The following is an 18,363-nucleotide window of genomic DNA, read 5'->3' on the forward strand; positions in this document are numbered from 1 at the left end:
GCGACCAGCGCGTGCGGATCCTCACGGGACGGCGACGGGACGGGCCAGGCGGGCGGACAACCAGTCGTACGCGGGCGGTTGCATGGTCCGCCAGACCGCGTTGCTGTGCCCGCCGTGCGCGACGACCGCGGTGGTGACCGACATCGGGGCGGTGGCCAGCCGGGCCATGAGCAGGGTGTCCCGGCGCGAGTGCGCGTCGTCGCCGGCGTAGGCGAGGTAGAGCGACACCACGGGCCGGGCGAGGTGCCGCAGCCGCCAGGCGATGTTGTTGGTGGTGCGCTCGGAACCGTCGCCGACGGTGATGCCGGGGGTGGCGTAGCCGGACAGGGCGGCCCCTGCGGCGTACCGGTCCGGATGCCGCAGCAGCAGGTCGGCGGCGCAGAAACCGCCCGCGGAGTAGCCGATCAGTCCCCACGCCGCGCGGTCGGTGCGTACCCGGAACCGGGTCTTGATCGCCGCGGGCACGTCGACCGTCAGATAGGTCTCGGCCCGCGGGCCGCCGGTGAGATCGGTGCACTCGGTGTCGATCAGCGGGTCGGGCGTCTGGTAGACGAAGGCCACCACCGTCGGGGCCATGCGTCCGGCGGCGATCTCGCGGTCGAGGTAGCCGACCGCGTTCAGCTTACGCAGCCAGCCCTTCGGCGACCCGGGGAAGCCGTGGAAGGCCTCGACCACCGGGTAGCGCTGGTGGCCGTCGGCGTAGCCGGGCGGCAGGTAGACCCAGGCCGGCATGGTCATGCCCGATGCCCGGCCGGCGATGGTCGTCTCGACGAGGCGACCGCCCGTTCCCGCCGCCGCCGTCGGTGCCGTGACCGCGTCGGCGACGCCGTAGGTCGCGGTCATCCGGTTCAGCTGGAGCGCCGCGGTGGCCGTCACGCCGATCACGCTCACCAGGACGAGCATGGTCCGCGGGATGGGCCCGACGCGGTGCCAGCGGGTGGCGATCGCGGCGGCCGAGGCGAGGACCAGGAACGCGGCGGTCAGCAACAGGGGAAGCCCGTCGATCCTCATGACGGGAGCACCTGTGGCGGCGCGAGGGCCGGGGCGGTCTGCGCCGACGCCCAGGTGATGGCCTCGGCCCGGTTTCCGGCGACGTGCACCTGGACCGACCCGATCGCCGGGGCGTGCCCCGTCCCGACGACCGCCAGCCCGGTGAACTGGCCGGGGAAATCGGCGATCAGACGCTCGGCCGGCCGCAGCATGGCGGCCGTGGCCACCAGGGCCCACCCGCGCGGGCTGGTCCGCAGGTCGGCGCCGAGCCGGGCCGGCAGGTCGCGCAGGTCCGGCGTACGAGGCCCGGGCCCGATCGTCACGGTGATCGCCCCCGGCACCGTCGCCGGGGGCCCGCCGAGGACGACCAGCACCGGGTAGTCGAGCCGATGGGCGGCATATCCCTCGGGCACCGTGACCGTACCGCCCGGCCACGACCGGCTGCGGCCGTCCACGAAGGAGGCGTCCAGCCGCCCGGCCCGATCCTGGGCCTTCGCCGCGGTCCCCGTCTCCCCGGACAGCGCCGTCCAGGAGGGATAGAACTGCTGGGAACGGTTGACGACCAGCCCGATCGAGAACACCACCAGCGCCTCGGTGAGCAGCAGGCCGGCCAGCCGCAGCGGGACGCGGCTCCGGCGCCACCGCAGCACGGTGCCCGCGCCGGTGACCAGTGCGGCCAGGCCGGCCAGGCCGATGATCGGCCACCCGGTCAGGGTCATCGGCGCCACCCCAGCCGCGGCAGGAACGCCTCGGCCGACAACGCCGCGACCGCGATCCGGGGCAGGTCGCGCACCACCGGGAAGCACAGGTAGCGCGGCGACCAGGTGGGCTGGTACTTCGCGTTCGACCGGTACAGCGACTCGATCTGCCACAGCTTCGAGGCGGTCGTGAGCAACCGGTGGGTGAGCCGCAGGAACGGGCCCGCGCCGAGCTCGTCGGCCCGGGCGAAGATCGACCGCAGGACGGCGAAGTTCAGCGAGATCCGCCGGCCGCCCATCTCCCGGGCGGCGTTCACCGTGCTGACCACCATGAACTCGGTGAGCCCGTTCTCCGCGGTCCGGTCGCCCCGCATCAGGTCGAGGGACAACCCGTGTGCGCCCCACGGCACGAACTGCAGCAGGCCCCGGATCTGCCCGCCGGCGTCCCGGCAGATCACGAACAGGCAGTCGCCGTCGCGCGGGTCGCCGATCCGGGACAGGGCCATCGAAAAGCCCCGCTCCACCTTGCCGTCCCGGAACGCGTCCGCGGACCGTTTCGCCTCGGCGACCGCCTCGGCCGGCAGGTCGCGCAACCGGGCCACCTGGCAGTGGAAGCCGGCCCGCTCCACCCGGCCGACCGCCTGCCGGACGCCACGCAGCGCCCGGCCCTGAACGCTGAACGTGGCGACGTCCAGGATCGCCTCGTCGCCCAGCTCGACCACGTCCAGCCCGGCCTTGCGGAACGCCTTGCCGCCGGCGGCGCCGCAGCCGAGCACCGCGGGCGTCCAGCCGTGCTCGGCGCAGTCCCGCAGCCAGGCCGCGATCACCTGCGGCCACTCCGACGCCGGGCCGATCGGGTCACCGGAGGCCAGGCTCACCCCGTTGATCACCCGGTACGCGATCACGGCCCGGCGCGACGGCGTCCAGAACAGCGACTTGTCCGGGCGCAGGGCGAAGTAGCCCAGGGAGTCGCTCTCGCCGTGGCGGTGCAGCAACTGCCGCAGGGTGTCGTCGTCGGCCCGCGTACGCTGCGGCAGCCGGTTGGCCGGCCGCAGCAGCAGGACCACCGCCACCCCGATGGCCAGCAGCCCGAACGCGCCGGTGGTGTAGCTGACCTGCTCGGCCGCGACCGGCCGGGTGAACCGCAGCGGCCCGGTCAGCCCGACGAGCCCGAGACCGGCCTCGCGGACCTGGTCGAGCAGTCCCGGCCGGCCCTCCAGGCGCGTGGCCCGGAGCGCGATCTCGGCCAGGCCGATCACGAACCCGGCGCCGCCGAACCCGAGCAGGGCGATCAGGGCCCGCCATCGGTTCCACGGGTCGGCCCGGGTGTGGAACCGATGGCGCACGATGATCAGCATGACCAGGAGCGCGGCGGAGACCCCGGCCGCGTCGTAGTGCCAGCCCCGGGCCAGGTGCAGCACCACACCGGCGCCGGCCAGCACCACGGCGACCTGCCAGGCCCGATGCTTGCCCCGGCGCAGCCCCGCACCCAGGTAGATCAGCAGCAGCCCGGACGCGGCGCTCGCCGCCCGCGCGGTCAGCACCCCGCTGGTCGGGATCCAGGCGGCCAGCTCACCGAGACGCCCGTGCGGGGACGGCATCAGGACCCCGATGATGTTGTACGCGCCGGCCAGCTGCACCAGCCGGGCCACGGCGACCCGGGACAGCGGCGGCTGGGGCCGCCACGGCGCGGCCGTGCTGTCGACATCAGCCACGGCACCACCATGTGTCCGCCCGCTTGGACCCGGCTGGGAAGTCGCTGCCGGTTCGCTGGGACCAATGCCGGTTCAGCCACGTCAGGATCGCCTGGTTGGTTTCTTCCGGCTTCTCCTGCTGGATCCCATGACCGCAATCCAGATCGGCCACTTTGAGCTTCCCCGGTTCGGGCTGGCCGGCCTCCGCTTCGCCGACCGGGCCCAAACTGTCCTCGAAGTGGTGCACGCCGCTACGGCTCGGCTAAACGCGGATGTGGAAACGCAGCGTGATCCAGCCGGCGACCCCGCTGGTGCCGGCGCCGGCCGCCGCCAGGAGGGGCAGCATCAACCACAGGTTGCCGTCCGGGATCGGGGTCATCAGCTTGCTCAGCGCCTGCAGCGGGCCGTCGAGCAGCAGTACCTTGCCGGCATAGAGCCCGCCGAAGGCGAGCAGCGAACCGGCGAGGCCGGCCGCCATGGCCTCGAGGACGAACGGCGCCTGGATGAACCAGTTCGACGCGCCGACGAGCTTCATGACGGCCACCTCACGGCGCTTGCTGTAGGCCGCCACCTGGATGATGTTTCCTACCAGCAGCAGCCCCGCGACCGCCATCACCGACGCGATGACCAGCGCGAGCAACTGGATCGACGAGAACACCCTGAACACCTTCCCCAGCACTTCGCGCTGGTCGACGATGAGCTGGATGCCCGGCCTACCGGCGAGCTGCCGGGTGAACTCGTCGTACGCCTCGGGGTCCTTGAGCTTGACCCGGAACGACTCGGGCAGCGTGTCGGGCCGCACCGCGTCGACGAGCGTCGGTGAGTCCCGAAACATCTTCCTGAACCGGGCGAGGGCCTGGGCCTTGGTCTCGTACACCTTGTCGCGCACCAGCGGGCTGGCGGTCAGGGCCGCGTCGATGCCGGCGCGCTGCCCGTCGGTGATGTCCTCGGTCAGGAAGATGGACACCTCGATCTTGGCGTAGTAGAAGTCCTTCATCTGGCCGACCTGCAGATACATCAGGGCGCTCGCGCCCAGCATGGTCAGCGACACCGACAGGGTGATCATCATGGCGATCGTCATCGTGATGTTGCGCCACAGGCCGATCAGGACTTCGTTGAGGACGTACTTGAGACGCATCGGGTTCCCCCAGGGTCGCTGAGTCGGACTTCAGGCGTAGCTGCCGTGCGGCTGGTCGCGCACGATGCGCCCGTTCTCGATCTCGACGACCCGGCGGCGCATCTGGTTGACGATGGTGGAGTCGTGGGTGACCATCACGACCGTCGTGCCGGTGCGGTTGATCCGGTCCAGCAGCCGCATGATCTCGATGGACGTGTCCGGGTCGAGGTTTCCGGTGGGCTCGTCGGCCAGCAGGATCAGCGGCCGGTTCACGAAGGCCCGGGCCACCGCGACCCGCTGCTGCTCGCCGCCCGACAGCTCGTGCGGGTAGCGGTGCTCCTTGCCGCCCAGGCCGACGAGTTCGAGCACCTCCGGCACCACGCGCCGGGCGACCGCGTTGGTCTTGCCGATCACTTCGAGGGCGAAGGCCACGTTCTCGTACGCGGTGCGGTTCGGCAGCAGCCGGAAGTCCTGGAACACGCAGCCGATTGCCCGGCGGAACCGCGCGATCCGCCACGAGCGCATCGAGCCCAGGGCCTCGGCGTTCACCGTTACCGTGCCCCGGGTCGGGCGGATCTCGTGCAGCAGCAGCTTGACGATGGTCGACTTTCCGGATCCGGACGGGCCGATGAAGAAGACGAACTCGCCCTTCTCGATGCCGACGGTCGCGTCGTCCAGCGCCGGCCGGGACGCGGTCGGGTACCTCTTTGTCACGTGGTCGAGCTGAATCATCACGACGGAACTCCTTCATGAGCGCACACCGAAGGGCGCCGCCACCGTCGGAGGTGGCGCGCAGGCCGGTTCCAGGGGAAGGGAAGAGGGCGTTATCCGGTCATGGCAGACCGTCCAGGGCCTGCTGCACGGCCGCGACGATGGCCGGGCGTTCGGCGCCGGACGCTCTCGCCCGCCGCACGAACTCCTCGGCCGCGCGCCGCAGGGAGGGGAACTCCACGGCCGAGCGGAGCGGCGGGTCGTCCACGACCCGGGTGCCGCGGCCCCGACGCGACTCCACCAGCCCGGCCGACTCCAACTCGCGGTAGGTGCGCCCGACCGTGCCGACGGCCAGGCCGAGGTCGCTCGCGAGCTGGCGTAGCGGGGGCAGCCGCTGCCCGCCGACGAGCACCCCGTCCTGGATGAGCGCGACGAGCTGGCGCCGGAGCTGTTCGTACGGCGGCGTCGGATCGGTGGCGACGACCGTGAGAGCGGGCAGGTCGGTCATGCTCGCCGGCCGATCCGCCGGGCCGACGGCAGGATCAACGCCGCGCCGCACCACGCGGTCGCCAGGAACGCGGCCAGCGCCACGATCGACAGCAGCGTGCCGTTCGACGCCCAGCTCGATGCGGTGCAGACGGCCGCGAGGGACCTCAACGTCAGTCCCGCCGTACCCGCGATACTGAGGCAGGACGCGAGCACCAGGACGCCGGCCGCCGCCGTGACGACCTCGGCGGAGCGCCGGCGCGAGACGTCGTCGAACCGCACGACGTCGGCCGACCGCGGTCGCCGCACCACCCGCCGCAACGTGAGCGCGGCCAGCACCAGTCCGACAAGGACCACGGACAGCGCGGGAACGGTGTTCTGCACGCCGGGCCAGAGCCCGACGCCGTAATCGCTCTCCTGGACGTAGCACCGCGGATCCTCGCTCGGGCCGCTCAGCAGCCCCGGCATGCGGGCGGTCGTCGTCACCGCCACCAACGCCGCCAGGACGACCGCGGAGGCGCACACGAGCGTGCCCAGCCCGCGGGGGACGTAGTCGGCGGTGCGCCGGACCCGCAGCTCGGCGCTGCGCACCTGCCCGGTCGGCGCCGGCATCCCCAGCTCGCCGGCCAGCGTCCCGACGAGCACCCCGACGCCGAACACCGGCGCCGCGACCAGGACACCGCGGATCGACATGCTCTCCGCGAGGACCACGACGGCGCCGATCAGGCCGGCCAGCATGCCCGCCAGCCGCCACCGCTCGGCCCGGTCGGCCGGGCGGCCCGGCATCCCGGCCTGCGGCGCGGCCGCCGCGGGTGACACAGGAGGCGGACCGTCCTCGATCCACGGCGACGAACCGACCCACGCCGGGACGCGCAGCGGCCACAGCAGCCGGATCACCGTCAGGGCGCCGGCGTTCAGGGCGACCAGGATCAGCACCACCGAAGCGAGCAGGGACGCGAGCGACAAAGCGGTTCCTCCTTGTGTCAGGTACTTAATACAAGGGGGCCCGCAGTTGTGTCAATACAAGATGGCGCGGCCGCCGGTCGGGGCAGCCGTCAGGCGGGCGGAGCAGTCACGATCCGGTGCGGGCCAAGCTCCGTCCGGGAGATGCGATCGGCGGAGACCGCCTAGGTATACCTAGGCCGCCGGAGAGCCCCGGCTAAACCCCTCTGACCAGCAAACATAGGTCCCCATCTCCGATGTGGCCGCCCCTTCGCCGGCCGACGATGGATACATCACCGGTTGAAGGAGGAAGGCCATGTTGATGCACCCGGACATGTGGCTGACGATGGCGAACGACCGTCACCGTGAGCTGATCGAGGAGTCCGCGAAACACCGTCTGCTCGCCGCCGCTCGCGAGGCGCGGAAGGCCCGCAAGGCCGGCCGAGCCGTGACGGCCCGGAGCCGGCCCGCCGGTACCCTGACCTCGTGCGAACCATCCGCGGTGGTGCCGGCCCGGTGATGATCGGGCGGGAGGGCGAGCTGCGCCGGTTGGCGCGGCTCGCCGCGGCGCGTGAGCCGGCCGTCGCGCTCATCGCCGGCGAGCCGGGCATCGGCAAGACCCGGCTGGTGCACGAGCTGCTGGCCACCCTGCCCGCCGACACGGTGGTGCTGGTCGGCCAGGCCGAGCCGGGTTCGCTGTCCCGGCCGTACGAGGTGCTGCTGGACGCCATCGCCGGCCGCACCGAGGTGGACGAGGAGCAGCTCGCGGCGCTGGCCGACGCGACCCGCAGTCCGGTCGAACGGCTGCACACCGGGCTCGCCGTGCTGGCCGACCTGATCGGCGACGCGCCCGCCGTCCTCGTCTTCGAGGACCTGCACTGGGCCGACTCGGAGAGCGCGGCGCTGTTCGAGCGGATCGCCGACCAGCCGGGGGCCCGGCTGCTGATCGGGACGTACCGGCCGGACGATGTGACCCACCGCCATCCGGTGGCCGGCCTGCTGGCCCGGATGGAACGCCGGCACACCGTCACGCATGTGCGCCTGGATCGGCTGACCCCCGCACAGACCGCGGCGATGCTGGCCGCGGCCATCGGCGCCCCGGCGCCGATGCGCGCCGCGGCGGCCCTGCACCACCGCACCGGCGGCAACCCGTTCTTCCTCGAGGAGCTGCTGCGCGCGCTGCCCGCCCAGGACGTGGAGGCGCTGGTCGAGCAGCCGCTGCCGTGGCGGCTGGCCGACGTGCTCCGCCGCCAGGTCGACGGCCTCGAACCGGTCAGCCACCGGGTCGCCGAGGCGGCGGCCGTGCTCGGCCAGCGCATCCCGTTCGACCTGCTCGCCGGGGTCACCGGCACCGGCGAGGACGAGCTCATCGCCGTGCTGCGCGACCTGGTCACCCGCGGCGTCCTGGTCGAGTCGGGCGAGGACGAGTTCGCGTTCCGGCACGCGCTGGTGCGCGAGGCGATCGCCGACCAGATGCTCGGCCGGCAGCGCCGCCGGCTGCACGAGACGGCGCTCGAGGTGCTGCTCGGCGGCGGGAGCTCCGACCCGGCCCTGGTGGCGCACCACGCCCGGGGCGCCGGCCGGTACGACGACCTGGTCGCCGCCGCCCGCCAGGGCACCGAGCTCTACCTCTCGATCGGCTCGGCCTACCAGGCCTTGCAGCTGGCCGAGATGGGTCTCGAGGAGGCGCCGGACGACACCGAGCTGCTGGGCGGCGCGGCCCGCGCGGCGTGGCTGGCCGGTCTGCTGGACGACGCCCTGCGCTACGGCCGGCGCCGGCGCGACCTGGCCGCCACCACGGCCGAGCGGGTCCGGGCGCTCTACCTGCTGGTCCGGCTGGCCTGGGAGTCCCGCGAGCGCGGCGAGATGGCCGCGCTGACCCGCGACATCGAGGCCCTGATCGCGGAGCTCGCGCCGGGCGCGGACCAGGCGCGGGCGATGACCGCGATCGCCCAGTCGGCCTACCTGCGCGACGACCTCGACGCCGCGCTGCTCTGGGCCGACCGCGCCCTGGCCCTGGCCGACGAGCTCGATCTGCCCGACGTACGCCTGGCCGCCCTGGTCGAGAAGGGCTCCACCCTGACCGAGCGCCCGCAGAGCGCCGCCGAGGGCCGGGAGATCCTCTCCGGCCTGGTCGACGAGGCCGAGAAGGCGGGCGAGTGGGTGCTGGCCGCCCGGGCCCTCAACACCCTGGTGCACGGCGAGCCGCCCGCCTCGCCGGCCGAGCACGCCGAGATCCTGGAACGGATGCGGGTCGACGCCGAGCGGGCCGGTTTCGAGGCGCTCGCGGTCGACACCTACTTCCAGGGCCGGGCCCGGCTCGCGATCCGGGCCGGCGACCTGCGGGGCGCCATCGCGGCGCTCGAGGACGGGCGCCAGCACGACCGCGGTTACCTGCGCCGGGGCCGCTGGGCCGACTACCACGGCGTCTTCCTGGCCGGGCTCTGCCTGGAGGCCGGCGAGCTCGACCGGGTCGAGAAGCTGATCGACGATCTGGCCGAGGTGCCCGACAACCCGGCGACGACGATCCCCGGGCTCGTCTTCCACCTCGCCTGCCGCCGGGCCGACCTGCCCCGGGCCGAGGCCGCCCTGGACGAGTTCCTCACCGCGCTGGCCGAGCAGAACTGGCGCAGCGGCGAGCAGGCCCACGACCTGATCTCGGCCGCGATGGAGATCGGCCTGCCGATCGACCGGCTCGACGCGATGGCCGCCACCATGCTCGACGCCGAGGTCTACGACAGTTACCGGACGCTGATCCACGCCCAGCTGGCCGAGGCGCACGGCCGGCCGGCCGAGGCGCTGGACGACTACCTGTCCATCACCGAGGCCCACATCTTCGGACCGGTGACCCGCGGCACCGTCCGGGTCGGCGCGGCCCGCTGCCTGCTCGCGGCCGACCGCCGGGCCGAGGCCGCAGGCCAGGCCGAGGCGGCCGCGGTCCTGCTGGCCGACTGGGCCGGCTGGCGGGTCGCGCAGCTCACCCAGGTGCAGGCCCGGCTGGGCCTGGCCCCGTCCGGCGCCCGGGACGCGGTCACCGGCCCGGCCGCGCTGACGCCCCGCGAGCGCGAGGTGGCGGTGCTGATCAGCGACGGGCTGACCAACACCGAGCTGGCCCGCCGCCTCTACATCTCCCCGAAGACCGCGGCCGTGCACGTCTCGAACATCCTGCGCAAGCTGGGCGTCTCGTCCCGCACCGAGGTCGGCGACCTGGTCGGCCGGCACTGACCAGCGATCAGGCGCGGACGTACTGCTGGCCGCCGTCGATGTCGTAGGTCGCGCCGGTCAGGGCGGTGTTGGTCATCAGGTGCACGGCCAGCGCGGCCACGTCCTCGGGCCCGACCACCCGTCCGATCGGGAGGGTGTCGCGCAACTGCTGCCGCCGCTGCTCCAGGTCGTCGCCGAGCAGCCGGGCCGACAGCGGCGTGTCCACGAAACCGGGGGCGATCAGGTTGATCCGGATCGGCGCGATCTCCAGAGCCAGGCCGGCGATCAGGGCCGGCATGGCGACGCTCATCGCCGAGGTGAGGATCAGGCCGGGCGCGGGGCGGCGGGCGCCGGTGCCGCCGACGAACAGCAGCGTGCCGCCCGGGTTGACCCGGCCGGCGACGGGTCGAGGCCGACGGTGGCGTGCGCCAGATGCCAGGCGCGCCGGTCCGGGTCGGCGGCGGCGTCGGTGGCCTCGGCCAGGGCGGCATGCACCCGGCACCGGTCGGCGGTGCCGGCGGCCCGGTAGACGGCCGAGCGGACCAGCGGGTGGGCGAACTCGACCCGGCCGTGCACCCGCACCAGGCCGCCGTCGACGGCCGGGAGCGCGGCGGCCGGGTCGAGGCCCAGTGTCGCGGCGGCGCGGTGCAGCAGGACCGGGTCGCCGACCGGTTCGGCCGCCGCGGCGAGCAGGAACAGCCTGGTGTCGGCCGGGAGCAGGGCGGCCCGGCGTACGAAACTCTGCTCGATCTTCCCGCGAGCGGCGCGTCACCGGGCAGGCCGAACCCGCCCGCGAGATCCGCGCCCGGCCAGGTGCGTGGCAGTTCCAGCAGGGCCAGCGGGTTGCCGTGGCTCTCGGCCACGACCTGGTCGGCCACCGCGGCGTCGAGCGGACCGTGCACCCGGGTGAGGAGCAGCGTGCGCGCGTCACTCACGCCGAGGCCGGCTATCCGCAGTTCGGCCGCGCCCGGGAGGAAGTCGTGCGTGCGGGCCGCACACACCAGGGCGACCTTCTCGGCCTGCAACCGCCGGGCGACGAACGCGAGCACCTGGGCCGAGGCGTCGTCGAGCCACTGCGCGTCGTCGACCAGGCAGGCCAGCGGGCCGTGCTCGGCCGCCTCGGCCAGCAGCGACAGGTGGCCAGCCCGACCATCAGCCGGTCCGGCGCCGCGCCGGCGGACCGACCGAACACCGTGGACAGTGCCTGACCCTGCGGCGTGGGCAGCCGGGGCAGGTGGTCGAGCAGCGGGGCGCAGAGCTGGTGCAGGCCGCTGTGCGCGAGCTCCATCTCGGACTCGACGCCGACCACCTCGGTGACCCGCCAGCCGGGGATCCGGGAACGCAGGTGGCCGAGCGGGCGCTCTTGCCCGCGCCCGGGTCGCCGCGCAGCACGAGCACCCGGCTGTGGCCGGTCATGACGTCATCGGCCAGACGGTCGAGCGCCCCGCACTCGTCGTCCCGTCCGATCAAGCCCGCAGTGGCCATCCCCGCGATTCTCGCGCCGTTCCGGGGCGCTGGGGCACCCTGTGAGCAGCGCCACTTCGCGGGGGCGCCGGGTCAGGCGATGCCGACCCGGTCACGGCCGGCTTGTTTGGCCTGGTAGAGGGCGCCGTCGGCGCGCGCGAAGACCGGGCGCAGGTCGGGTTCGTCGTCGGCCAGGTAGGCCAGGCCGACGCTGATGGTGACCGGCAGGCCGCCGGCCGCGGTCGGCACCGGGGCGTCGGCGATCGCGCGGCGCAGGCGTTCGGCCAGCTCGGCGGCGTGTACGCAGTGCGGGGTCACGATGGCGAACTCCTCGCCGCCGTAGCGGCCGGCCACGTCGTCGTCGTGCGCGGCGTCGCTCAGCCGGTCGGCGACCACCCGGATGACCTCGTCGCCGACCGGGTGGCCGTACGTGTCGTTGATGCGTTTGAAGTGATCGATGTCGACCATGATCGCGGCGATCGCCTGGCCCTGCCGCCGGGCCGCGCGCAGCCGTCGTTCCGCCTCGCCGAAGAAGTGGTTGCGGTTGAGCAGGCCGGTCAGACCGTCCACGGTGGCCATCTGCCGCACCTGGCTGAAGAGCCGGGCGTTCTCGTACGCCGTCATGCCCTGCCCGGCCAGCGCGGCGGCGATCTGGGTCTGCGCCTCGGTCATGTCGTCGTCGCGGCTCGCCCCGACCAGCAGAACCCCGGCCGGCACCCCGCGCTCGGTCACCGGGATCGCCCACCAGATGCGGGCGTCGCCGAGCAGCCCGCTCAGCGACATCGTCCCCACCCGCGGGCCGGCCAGTTCCAGCAGCTCGAAGGGTACGGAGTAGAACACGGTCCCGGCCTCGGCGCCGAGGCCGTGTGCGGCCGCGACCACGAACGTCCCGTCGTCGGTGAAGGAGAGCAGGACCGCCGAGTCGCCCCCCAGGGTCTGGGTCAGGCTGGTCAGCAACCGCCGCATCACCTCGTCCGGGTCGAGCGACGAGCTCTGGTCGGCCATCGCCGCGCGCAGCGTCTCGGCCACGTCCCGCTGCCGGCGCGCGGCCTGCACCGCGACCTCGAGCTGGGCGGCCCGGGCGGTCTCCAGCGACACCGCGACGTGGTTCGTGATGGCCTTCAGGATGTCGACGTCGTCGCTGGTGAACACCCCCTTGGCGATCCGGCTGTCGAGGTAGACGACGCCGCGCAGGTGCCCGTCGAACTTCAGCGGCGCGATCATGATGCTGCGCAGGCCGTGCACCCGGACGCTCTGCGAGCCGAGGGCCACACCCTCCTCGCTGCCGGTCACCACGAGCGGCTCGCCGGAGTGGCGGACCCGGTCGACCAGGGTGGAGCTGTACCCGGTCAGCTCGCGGATCTCGTTGCCCTCGGCGTCCCGGCCGACGTGCGGCACGAGCTGGTTCAGATCAAGATCGAGAAGGAAGAGGTACGCGCGTTCCGCGCCGAGGATGCGCAGCGTCTCGTCGAGCGCGACCCGGGCCAGCCCACGCGGGTCCAGGATCGTCGCCGAGGCCAGGCTGACCTGCTGCAACGCCCTGAGCCGGCGACGGTACCGGGCGGCGCCCGGCTCGGCCCGGTCACCGGTGTCCCGGCCGCCGCTGTCGTGGCGCGGGCCGGGGTCGGACGTGGACTCCTGCGGGGCGCCGAACTCGTCGGTGATCCACCGCAGGCGCTGCGGCCACTGCTGCTCGACCGCGATCGCCCGGGCCACCCCGGCGTGGTGCGCCGCCGACGCGGGCTGGTCCAGGGCGTTCAGGGCCCGGGCCCGCACCCGCGCCGCCTCGTACGAGATCAGCGGCGCGTCCAGCGGCAGCAGCCGCACCTCCAGGTCGGCCAGCACCCGTAACGCCTGCTCCGGCCGCCCGGCGAGCATCTCCAGGTCGGCCCGGCCGACCTGGTGGAAACCACGCAGCGGCTTGGTGTCGGCCATCGCCTTCAGCCGCTCGACGGCCTGGGCGGCCGGCCCGGCGTCGGCCGTTCCCTGCCGGCAGCGGGCGAGCCGGCCCAGGGCCTCGTAGACGAAGTACAGCCGCTGCTCGGGGACCATGGACTTCGGCTTGAGGTGGTACTGGGCGAACTCGGCGGTGAGCCGGTCGAACGGTTCGCCCAGCCGGTCCTGCTCGACCAGCGCGACCATCCGGGCCCCGTACAGATTGATCAGCTGCATGGGGTTCTCGGGGTTGGCGCGCAGGAACCGGCCCAGCGCCTCGATGTGGACGGCCGCCTCCTCGGGCCGGTCGCGCTGAGCGGCGATCACGGCCGCCACCGCCCGGATCGCCGCGCCCTCGGCCTCCGCCCCCGGCCCGAGCCGGGCCCGGGCGCGCTGGTACCAGGCCTCGGCGTCGGCGGTGCGGCCGCGCTTGAAGTACTGCATGCACACGGTGGACACGCCGGTCAGGTAGTCGCCCAGCTCCATCCACCGCTCGTGGTCGGTGAGCGCCCGGCTCCACACCTGGCCCTCGTCGTCGTGGCCGCCCAGGTGGCTGCCCGCGCCGCGCTTCCACTCGACGTAGCCGACCAGCTCCGGGTCGCCGATGCCGGCGGCGACGGCGGCGGCCCGGTCGTACAGCCGGGTGGCCAGCTTCGGCCGGCGGGCCACGTCGGCGATGACGCCGAGACCGGCCATGTGCTGGGCGTACTCCCGGCCGGGCCCGAGCCGGTTGATCGGGTAGATCGCGCGCAGGCTGATCAGCGCGCGCATCGCCCGGCGCATCCGCATGGAGAGCGCGAACGTCGCGATGTCGAGCAGGACGGCCTGCAACCGGAACCGCTCCCGCTGCCGCCCCTGCACATTGCCGAAACCCATCTTGGTACGCCCGATGAGCAGCCCCCGGACCACCGCGCCGATCGTGGTCATGGCCAGGGCGAGCCGGGTCCGCGGCAGCGGCGTACCCAGCTCGGAGAGCCCCAGGCAGACCGCGTCGAAGGCCCGGTCCGGGCTCCACCCGTGGTTGTGAACCAGCGCGACCTGCGCCAGCATCTCGGCCCGTTTGAGCTGGTCGGGCTCGATGCTCAAGGCGTGGTCCAGGTGGCGGAGCGCGTCCTCGAACCGTCCGGTACGCGCGCAGCTCGTCCCCAGCGCGAACAGGAACGCCGGCTCGGGCGTGACACCGGCGCCGGCCGCCGCCCGCGCGGCGACCTCCAGGAAGCTCTGCGCCTCGGCCGGCGCGTGCTCGGCCAGCGCCAGCCGGCCGGCCGCGTACCCGCTCAGGTAGACCCGCTGCGGCCGGCTGGTGATGTCGCCCAGCGCGTAGTGCCGGGCGACCGCGTAGACATAGCGGGGATCGCCGGGCGCCCTCTCGTCCAGCACCTCGGCGATGCGCTGGTGCAGCCGGCGCATGGTCACATCGTCCAGGCCGACCAGCAGCGCCTCCCGGATCCGGTCGTGCGGGAACCGGTAACCGTCCGCCCCGGAGGCGGTTACCAGCCGCCGCGACTCGGCCTCGGCCAGCAGGGCCCGGGCCCGGCGCGGGTCGACGGCACAGACCGTGGCGGCCATGTCGGTCGAGAACCACCGCCCGCCGGCCGCCCCGGTGGCCAGCAGCTGACGGCTCTCCGTGCCCAGCGTGTCGATGCGCTGCAGGACCAGGTCGACGGCGTCGCCGGACAGCTCGATGCGGTCCAGCCCGGCCCGGTCGAGCAGCCAGCCGTCCCAGGTGGGCGTGACCAGACCGGCGTCGAGCACCGCGCGCACGTACTCGACCACGGTGAACGGGTTGCCGCCGGCCCGCACGGCCAGCTCGGCCACCTGCTCGTCGGGCAGCCGGACCGCGCCCAGATGCTCGGCGATCAGCTCGGTCACCGCGTCCTGCGACAGCGGGCCCAGGCGCAGCCGGGTGTCCAGGGTGGCGTCCATGTCGGCGCCGAACCGGTCGAGCGCCGCCACGTCGCCGGGACCGTCCCGGCTGGTCGCGATGACCAGCAGCGGCGTGCCGGTCAGCCGGCTGGTGATCTGTTGCAGCACCCGCCGGGTCGGCCCGTCCAGCCACTGCACGTCGTCGATGTGCAGCACGGCCGCCTGGAACTCGTCGGCCAGCCCGATCAGGAACGCCGCGACCGCGTTGACGAACTGCTCGTGCCGGTCGAGCTCGCCGATCTCGGGCGCCTGCACCAGGTCGGCCAGCAGCGGCGACAGGGTCCGCAGCAGGGGGCCGCCACGGCCGGCGGCCTGGCGTAACCGCTGGACCGCCTCGGCCCGCTCGGCCGGCGGCAGCCGCTCCACCGTGCGCAGGAAGCGCTCGACGGCGCCACGCAGCGGGGCCAGCGGAACCGGGTCGTCGGCGACGCACTTGCCGTACAGGACCAGGTCGCCGTCGGTGGCCACGGCGGTGGTCAGCTCGCGGACCAACCGGGTCTTGCCCGCGCCCGCCGGTCCCTCGACGACCGCCGCCCCGCCCGCGCCGGACCGGGCCTTCAACCAGCGGTTGATCAGGTCGATCATCTCCTGGTCGCGGCCCACCATCCGGTCCGGGCCGACCGGCCGGGACACGTGCCGGTCGGCCGCCGGGGTGAGCCGGGTGCCCGGGTCGGCGGCCAGCCGGCGCAGGTCGGCCAGCAGGCTCTCGCCGCTCTGGTAGCGGTCGTCCGGGTCCTTGGCCATCAGCGTGGCGATGATCGCGGCCAGGGCCGGCGACAGGTCGGGCGACATCTCCCGCGCGTCCGGGACCGGGGCGGTGGCGTGCAGGCGGATCAGCTCGCCGGCGTCGTCGGCCCGGTACGGCGGCTGCCCGGTGACCGACTCGTACAGCAGCGCGCCCAGGGCGTACAGGTCGGAGCGGCCGTCGACCGGGCGCTTCAGCATCCCGGTCTGCTCCGGCGGGCTGTACCGCGGCGTGCCGGTGACCCGGTCGTCCTGGGCCCCGCCGCGCGCCGCGAGCCCGAAGTCGATCAACCGGCCGGTCCCGTCCGGCTCCATGATCACGTTGTCCGGCTTGACGTCCCGGTGCACCAGGCCGGCGTGATGGGCGGCGGTCAGCGGGCCGGCCAGGTCGATGGCCAGCCGGACCGCGGCGGCCTGGTCCAGCCGGCCCCGGCGCAGCGCCTGGGAGAGCGGGCGGCCGTCGATGTACTCGAGGATCAGGTAGGGGCCCGCGGTGGTCCGGCCGACCTCGTAGATCCGCGGCAGCAGCGGATGGCCGACGCTGCCGAGCAGCGCGGCCTCGCGCCGGACGTCGGCCAGGGCCTGCTCCGGATCGGCCGTGGACAGCAGCTTCAGGGCGTACTCGCCACCCTGCCGGCGAACACGGTAGACGACCGTCTCGGTGCCCCGGCCGAGCTGCGACACCACCTCGAGATCGGAGAACGACCCGGGCGGCATACCAAAGATCGCGGTCACCGTGTCCTTCCATTCCCGACAGCCCAGACGGACGTTACGCCTCAGCCGCCCACCGGCACCACCACCAGCCGTTCCGGGCTCGCGCCGACGCCTACTCCGCGCTCGCGCCGACGCCTACTCCGGGGCTTGCGCCGAGGTCTACTCCGCGCTCGCACCGACGCGTAGCCGGGACAGGGACACGACGTGGCGGCCGACGTTGACGGCGTGGTCGGCGTACCGCTCGTAGAAGCGGCCCAGCAGGGCGCCGTCGATGGCCGGCTCGACCCCCAGCGGCCACTCCTTGCTGAGCATCGCCGCGAAGAGCTCGCCGTGCAGCTGGTCCATCGCGTCGTCGTCGCGCTCGAGCCCCGCGGCCAGCACCGCGTCGTTCTCGGCGAGCGCCACCACGATCTTGGCGGCCAGCTCGTCGGCCACCGCGCTCATCGCCCGGAACAGCTCGACCAGCTCGGACACCACCACCGGCGACGGGTGCCGGCGCAGCACGGCCCGCGCCACGTGGGCGGCCAGCCCGCCCATCCGGTCGAGATCGGCCGCGATCTGCAACGCGATCATGACCATCCGCAGGTCACCGGCGACCGGCTGGGCCCGGCCGACCAGGTCGTACACCCGGTCCTCGAGGACGCGGTGCAGCACGTCGATCTCTTCGTCGCGGATCAGCACCTGCTGGGCCTGGGTCTGATCGGCACCGAGCAGGGCGCTGCTGGCCTGCCGCATCGCCTCGCGGATGGCCTTGGCCATGGTGACCAGGGTGCCGCCGACCTGGGCGAACTCGCCGTTGAAGCCCTCGCGCACGATGCTCGCCCCTGCCGTCGGCCGTCGGTGTCCGGGCCAATGCTAGGCCGTCACCCAGCCGCCGGCCCGGATCGTCTCGGCATCCTGGTTCCGTCCCATCCGCTGGTACGTCTCGGCCAGGCCGGCCCGGCACCGGAGCGTGGCCGGGTGGTCGATGCCCAGCACCCGGCCGGAGCGCCTCAGGGTGTCGGTCAGCAGCTCGGCCGACGCCGCGTGCCGGCCGGTCTCGCGATAGCCGACACCCAGGTTGTGGCCGCTCCGCAGGGTGTCCGGATGATCGCCGCCCGCCCAGCACCCGCTCGGACGCCGCGACCGCCTTGCGCGGCCAGGTGAGAGCCTCCGGATACCGGCCCAGACCCCAGAGCGTGATCGCCAGGTACGAGATCCGCGCGATCGTGTCGATATGGTCCGGTCCGAGCAACCGGGGTCGGCCCGGTGGTCGCGGCGAATCCCGCGCAGGCGCGCATGTTGATCGCCGATCTCGCCCGCACGATCGACGGCCCGCTACGCCTCGACCTCGACGAGCACCGGTCCGACCTGCGGGCCTGGGCCACCGGCCTCGGCGTCCCGCCGCTCAGAACAACCGCCGTGATGCTGCGCGGAGCCGACTCGTTGCCCGGCGTCCGCGAGCACCTCTTCAGCCCCGTGATGCAGGCCCTCGGGTAAGCCGGTCATTCCGGCGGCGCCGGGTCGAGGAGTGTTTCATCGTCGATCACCACCCGATCACGCGGCAGATCAGTCAGGTCGATGTTCCGCAGGTCGGCACCGCACAGGTTGAATTTCCTCCGAACACTCGCCGCATACTGCCAACGAATCAACGACTCAGGACACTAACTCGAAAATCGACCGTGACCAGATACGCGGCAGCATCCCGCGGCGCGAAGCGGCGTGGGATGGGTCTTGGTTGAAGCGGTGACTTATGCGG

At 73.7% G+C, this 18,363-nt stretch carries 17 protein-coding genes and 2 pseudogenes; 4 read left to right on the forward strand and 15 right to left on the reverse strand.

Annotated features, from left to right (window positions below):
* Nucleotides 1–21: 21 nt before the first annotated feature.
* The 8 genes from AB0M54_RS35235 to AB0M54_RS35270 all read right to left on the reverse strand — a co-directional run bounded on the left by AB0M54_RS35235 (nucleotide 22) and on the right by AB0M54_RS35270 (nucleotide 6,662).
* Entirely contained in the window at nucleotides 22–1,011 is a 990-nt protein-coding gene (locus AB0M54_RS35235) for an alpha/beta hydrolase-fold protein (protein WP_364476131.1), read from the reverse strand.
* Nucleotides 1,008–1,709 (reverse strand): hypothetical protein, encoded by a 702-nt coding sequence (locus tag AB0M54_RS35240; protein ID WP_364476133.1) that lies wholly within the window; start codon nucleotides 1,707–1,709, stop codon nucleotides 1,008–1,010. The genes AB0M54_RS35235 and AB0M54_RS35240 overlap by 4 nt, the downstream gene beginning before the upstream one ends.
* On the reverse strand, nucleotides 1,706–3,403 hold the full coding sequence (locus tag AB0M54_RS35245) for a phosphatidylglycerol lysyltransferase domain-containing protein (RefSeq protein ID WP_364476135.1): 1,698 nt from the start codon (nucleotides 3,401–3,403) through the stop codon (nucleotides 1,706–1,708). Before AB0M54_RS35245 ends, AB0M54_RS35240 begins: the two co-directional genes overlap by 4 nt.
* Nucleotides 3,396–3,629 (reverse strand): alpha/beta hydrolase, encoded by a 234-nt coding sequence (locus tag AB0M54_RS35250; protein ID WP_364476137.1) that lies wholly within the window; start codon nucleotides 3,627–3,629, stop codon nucleotides 3,396–3,398. The genes AB0M54_RS35245 and AB0M54_RS35250 overlap by 8 nt, the downstream gene beginning before the upstream one ends.
* A gap of 15 nt (nucleotides 3,630–3,644) precedes the next feature.
* Nucleotides 3,645–4,520: a permease-like cell division protein FtsX gene (ftsX, locus tag AB0M54_RS35255; RefSeq protein ID WP_364476139.1), complete on the reverse strand. Its 876-nt coding sequence runs from the start codon at nucleotides 4,518–4,520 to the stop codon at nucleotides 3,645–3,647.
* Between the two features lie 30 nt (nucleotides 4,521–4,550).
* Complete coding sequence (gene ftsE / locus AB0M54_RS35260) at nucleotides 4,551–5,231, reverse strand: cell division ATP-binding protein FtsE (protein ID WP_364330137.1); 681 nt, start codon at nucleotides 5,229–5,231, stop codon at nucleotides 4,551–4,553.
* Nucleotides 5,232–5,331: 100 nt separating this feature from the next.
* Nucleotides 5,332–5,718, reverse strand: a complete 387-nt coding sequence (locus AB0M54_RS35265; protein WP_364476141.1) for a GntR family transcriptional regulator — start codon at nucleotides 5,716–5,718, stop codon at nucleotides 5,332–5,334.
* Nucleotides 5,715–6,662, reverse strand: coding sequence for a hypothetical protein (locus AB0M54_RS35270; RefSeq protein WP_364476142.1), 948 nt, complete (start codon nucleotides 6,660–6,662; stop codon nucleotides 5,715–5,717). Before AB0M54_RS35270 ends, AB0M54_RS35265 begins: the two co-directional genes overlap by 4 nt.
* A gap of 292 nt (nucleotides 6,663–6,954) precedes the next feature.
* Here AB0M54_RS35270 and AB0M54_RS35275 point away from each other — a divergent pair, with 292 nt between their 5' ends.
* A complete protein-coding gene (locus AB0M54_RS35275; RefSeq protein ID WP_364330107.1) occupies nucleotides 6,955–7,158 on the forward strand; it encodes a hypothetical protein in 204 nt (67 codons plus the stop codon).
* The gene (locus AB0M54_RS35280) at nucleotides 7,125–9,863 is read left to right on the forward strand and encodes an AAA family ATPase (RefSeq protein WP_364476144.1); all 2,739 of its coding nucleotides are present in this window, start codon (nucleotides 7,125–7,127) and stop codon (nucleotides 9,861–9,863) included. The genes AB0M54_RS35275 and AB0M54_RS35280 overlap by 34 nt, the downstream gene beginning before the upstream one ends.
* A gap of 7 nt (nucleotides 9,864–9,870) precedes the next feature.
* Here AB0M54_RS35280 and AB0M54_RS35285 read toward each other — a convergent pair whose 3' ends face one another.
* Both AB0M54_RS35285 and AB0M54_RS35290 read right to left on the reverse strand, forming a co-directional pair.
* On the reverse strand, nucleotides 9,871–10,281 hold the full coding sequence (locus AB0M54_RS35285) for an SDR family oxidoreductase (protein ID WP_364330139.1): 411 nt from the start codon (nucleotides 10,279–10,281) through the stop codon (nucleotides 9,871–9,873).
* Entirely contained in the window at nucleotides 10,167–10,424 is a 258-nt protein-coding gene (locus AB0M54_RS35290) for a hypothetical protein (RefSeq protein WP_364476156.1), read from the reverse strand. Before AB0M54_RS35290 ends, AB0M54_RS35285 begins: the two co-directional genes overlap by 115 nt.
* A gap of 266 nt (nucleotides 10,425–10,690) precedes the next feature.
* On the opposite strand from AB0M54_RS35290, the gene AB0M54_RS35295 reads away from it, so the two are divergent.
* A complete protein-coding gene (locus AB0M54_RS35295) occupies nucleotides 10,691–11,050 on the forward strand; it encodes a hypothetical protein (RefSeq protein WP_364476146.1) in 360 nt (119 codons plus the stop codon).
* A 349-nt stretch (nucleotides 11,051–11,399) separates the two neighbouring features.
* Here AB0M54_RS35295 and AB0M54_RS35300 read toward each other — a convergent pair whose 3' ends face one another.
* From AB0M54_RS35300 to AB0M54_RS35315, 4 genes and pseudogenes are all read right to left on the reverse strand, one after another.
* Nucleotides 11,400–16,646, reverse strand: coding sequence for a diguanylate cyclase (locus tag AB0M54_RS35300; protein ID WP_364476148.1), 5,247 nt, complete (start codon nucleotides 16,644–16,646; stop codon nucleotides 11,400–11,402).
* Nucleotides 16,647–16,784: 138 nt separating this feature from the next.
* A complete protein-coding gene (gene phoU, locus AB0M54_RS35305) occupies nucleotides 16,785–17,438 on the reverse strand; it encodes a phosphate signaling complex protein PhoU (RefSeq protein WP_364330116.1) in 654 nt (217 codons plus the stop codon).
* Nucleotides 17,439–17,480: 42 nt separating this feature from the next.
* Nucleotides 17,481–17,783: a tetratricopeptide repeat protein gene (locus AB0M54_RS35310; protein ID WP_364330142.1), complete on the reverse strand. Its 303-nt coding sequence runs from the start codon at nucleotides 17,781–17,783 to the stop codon at nucleotides 17,481–17,483.
* A pseudogene (locus tag AB0M54_RS35315) lies at nucleotides 17,713–17,859 on the reverse strand (tetratricopeptide repeat protein); the annotation flags it as partial. The gene AB0M54_RS35310 and the pseudogene AB0M54_RS35315, both read right to left, overlap by 71 nt.
* A gap of 11 nt (nucleotides 17,860–17,870) precedes the next feature.
* On the opposite strand from AB0M54_RS35315, the pseudogene AB0M54_RS35320 reads away from it, so the two are divergent.
* Nucleotides 17,871–18,104, forward strand: a pseudogene (locus AB0M54_RS35320) (GNAT family N-acetyltransferase); the annotation flags it as partial.
* A gap of 5 nt (nucleotides 18,105–18,109) precedes the next feature.
* Here AB0M54_RS35320 and AB0M54_RS35325 read toward each other — a convergent pair.
* The gene (locus tag AB0M54_RS35325; RefSeq protein WP_364476150.1) at nucleotides 18,110–18,256 is read right to left on the reverse strand and encodes a hypothetical protein; all 147 of its coding nucleotides are present in this window, start codon (nucleotides 18,254–18,256) and stop codon (nucleotides 18,110–18,112) included.
* Between the last annotated feature and the right edge of the window lie 107 nt (nucleotides 18,257–18,363).

This window comes from Actinoplanes sp. NPDC051470 (assembly GCF_040682035.1).
Classification (GTDB): domain Bacteria; phylum Actinomycetota; class Actinomycetes; order Mycobacteriales; family Micromonosporaceae; genus Actinoplanes.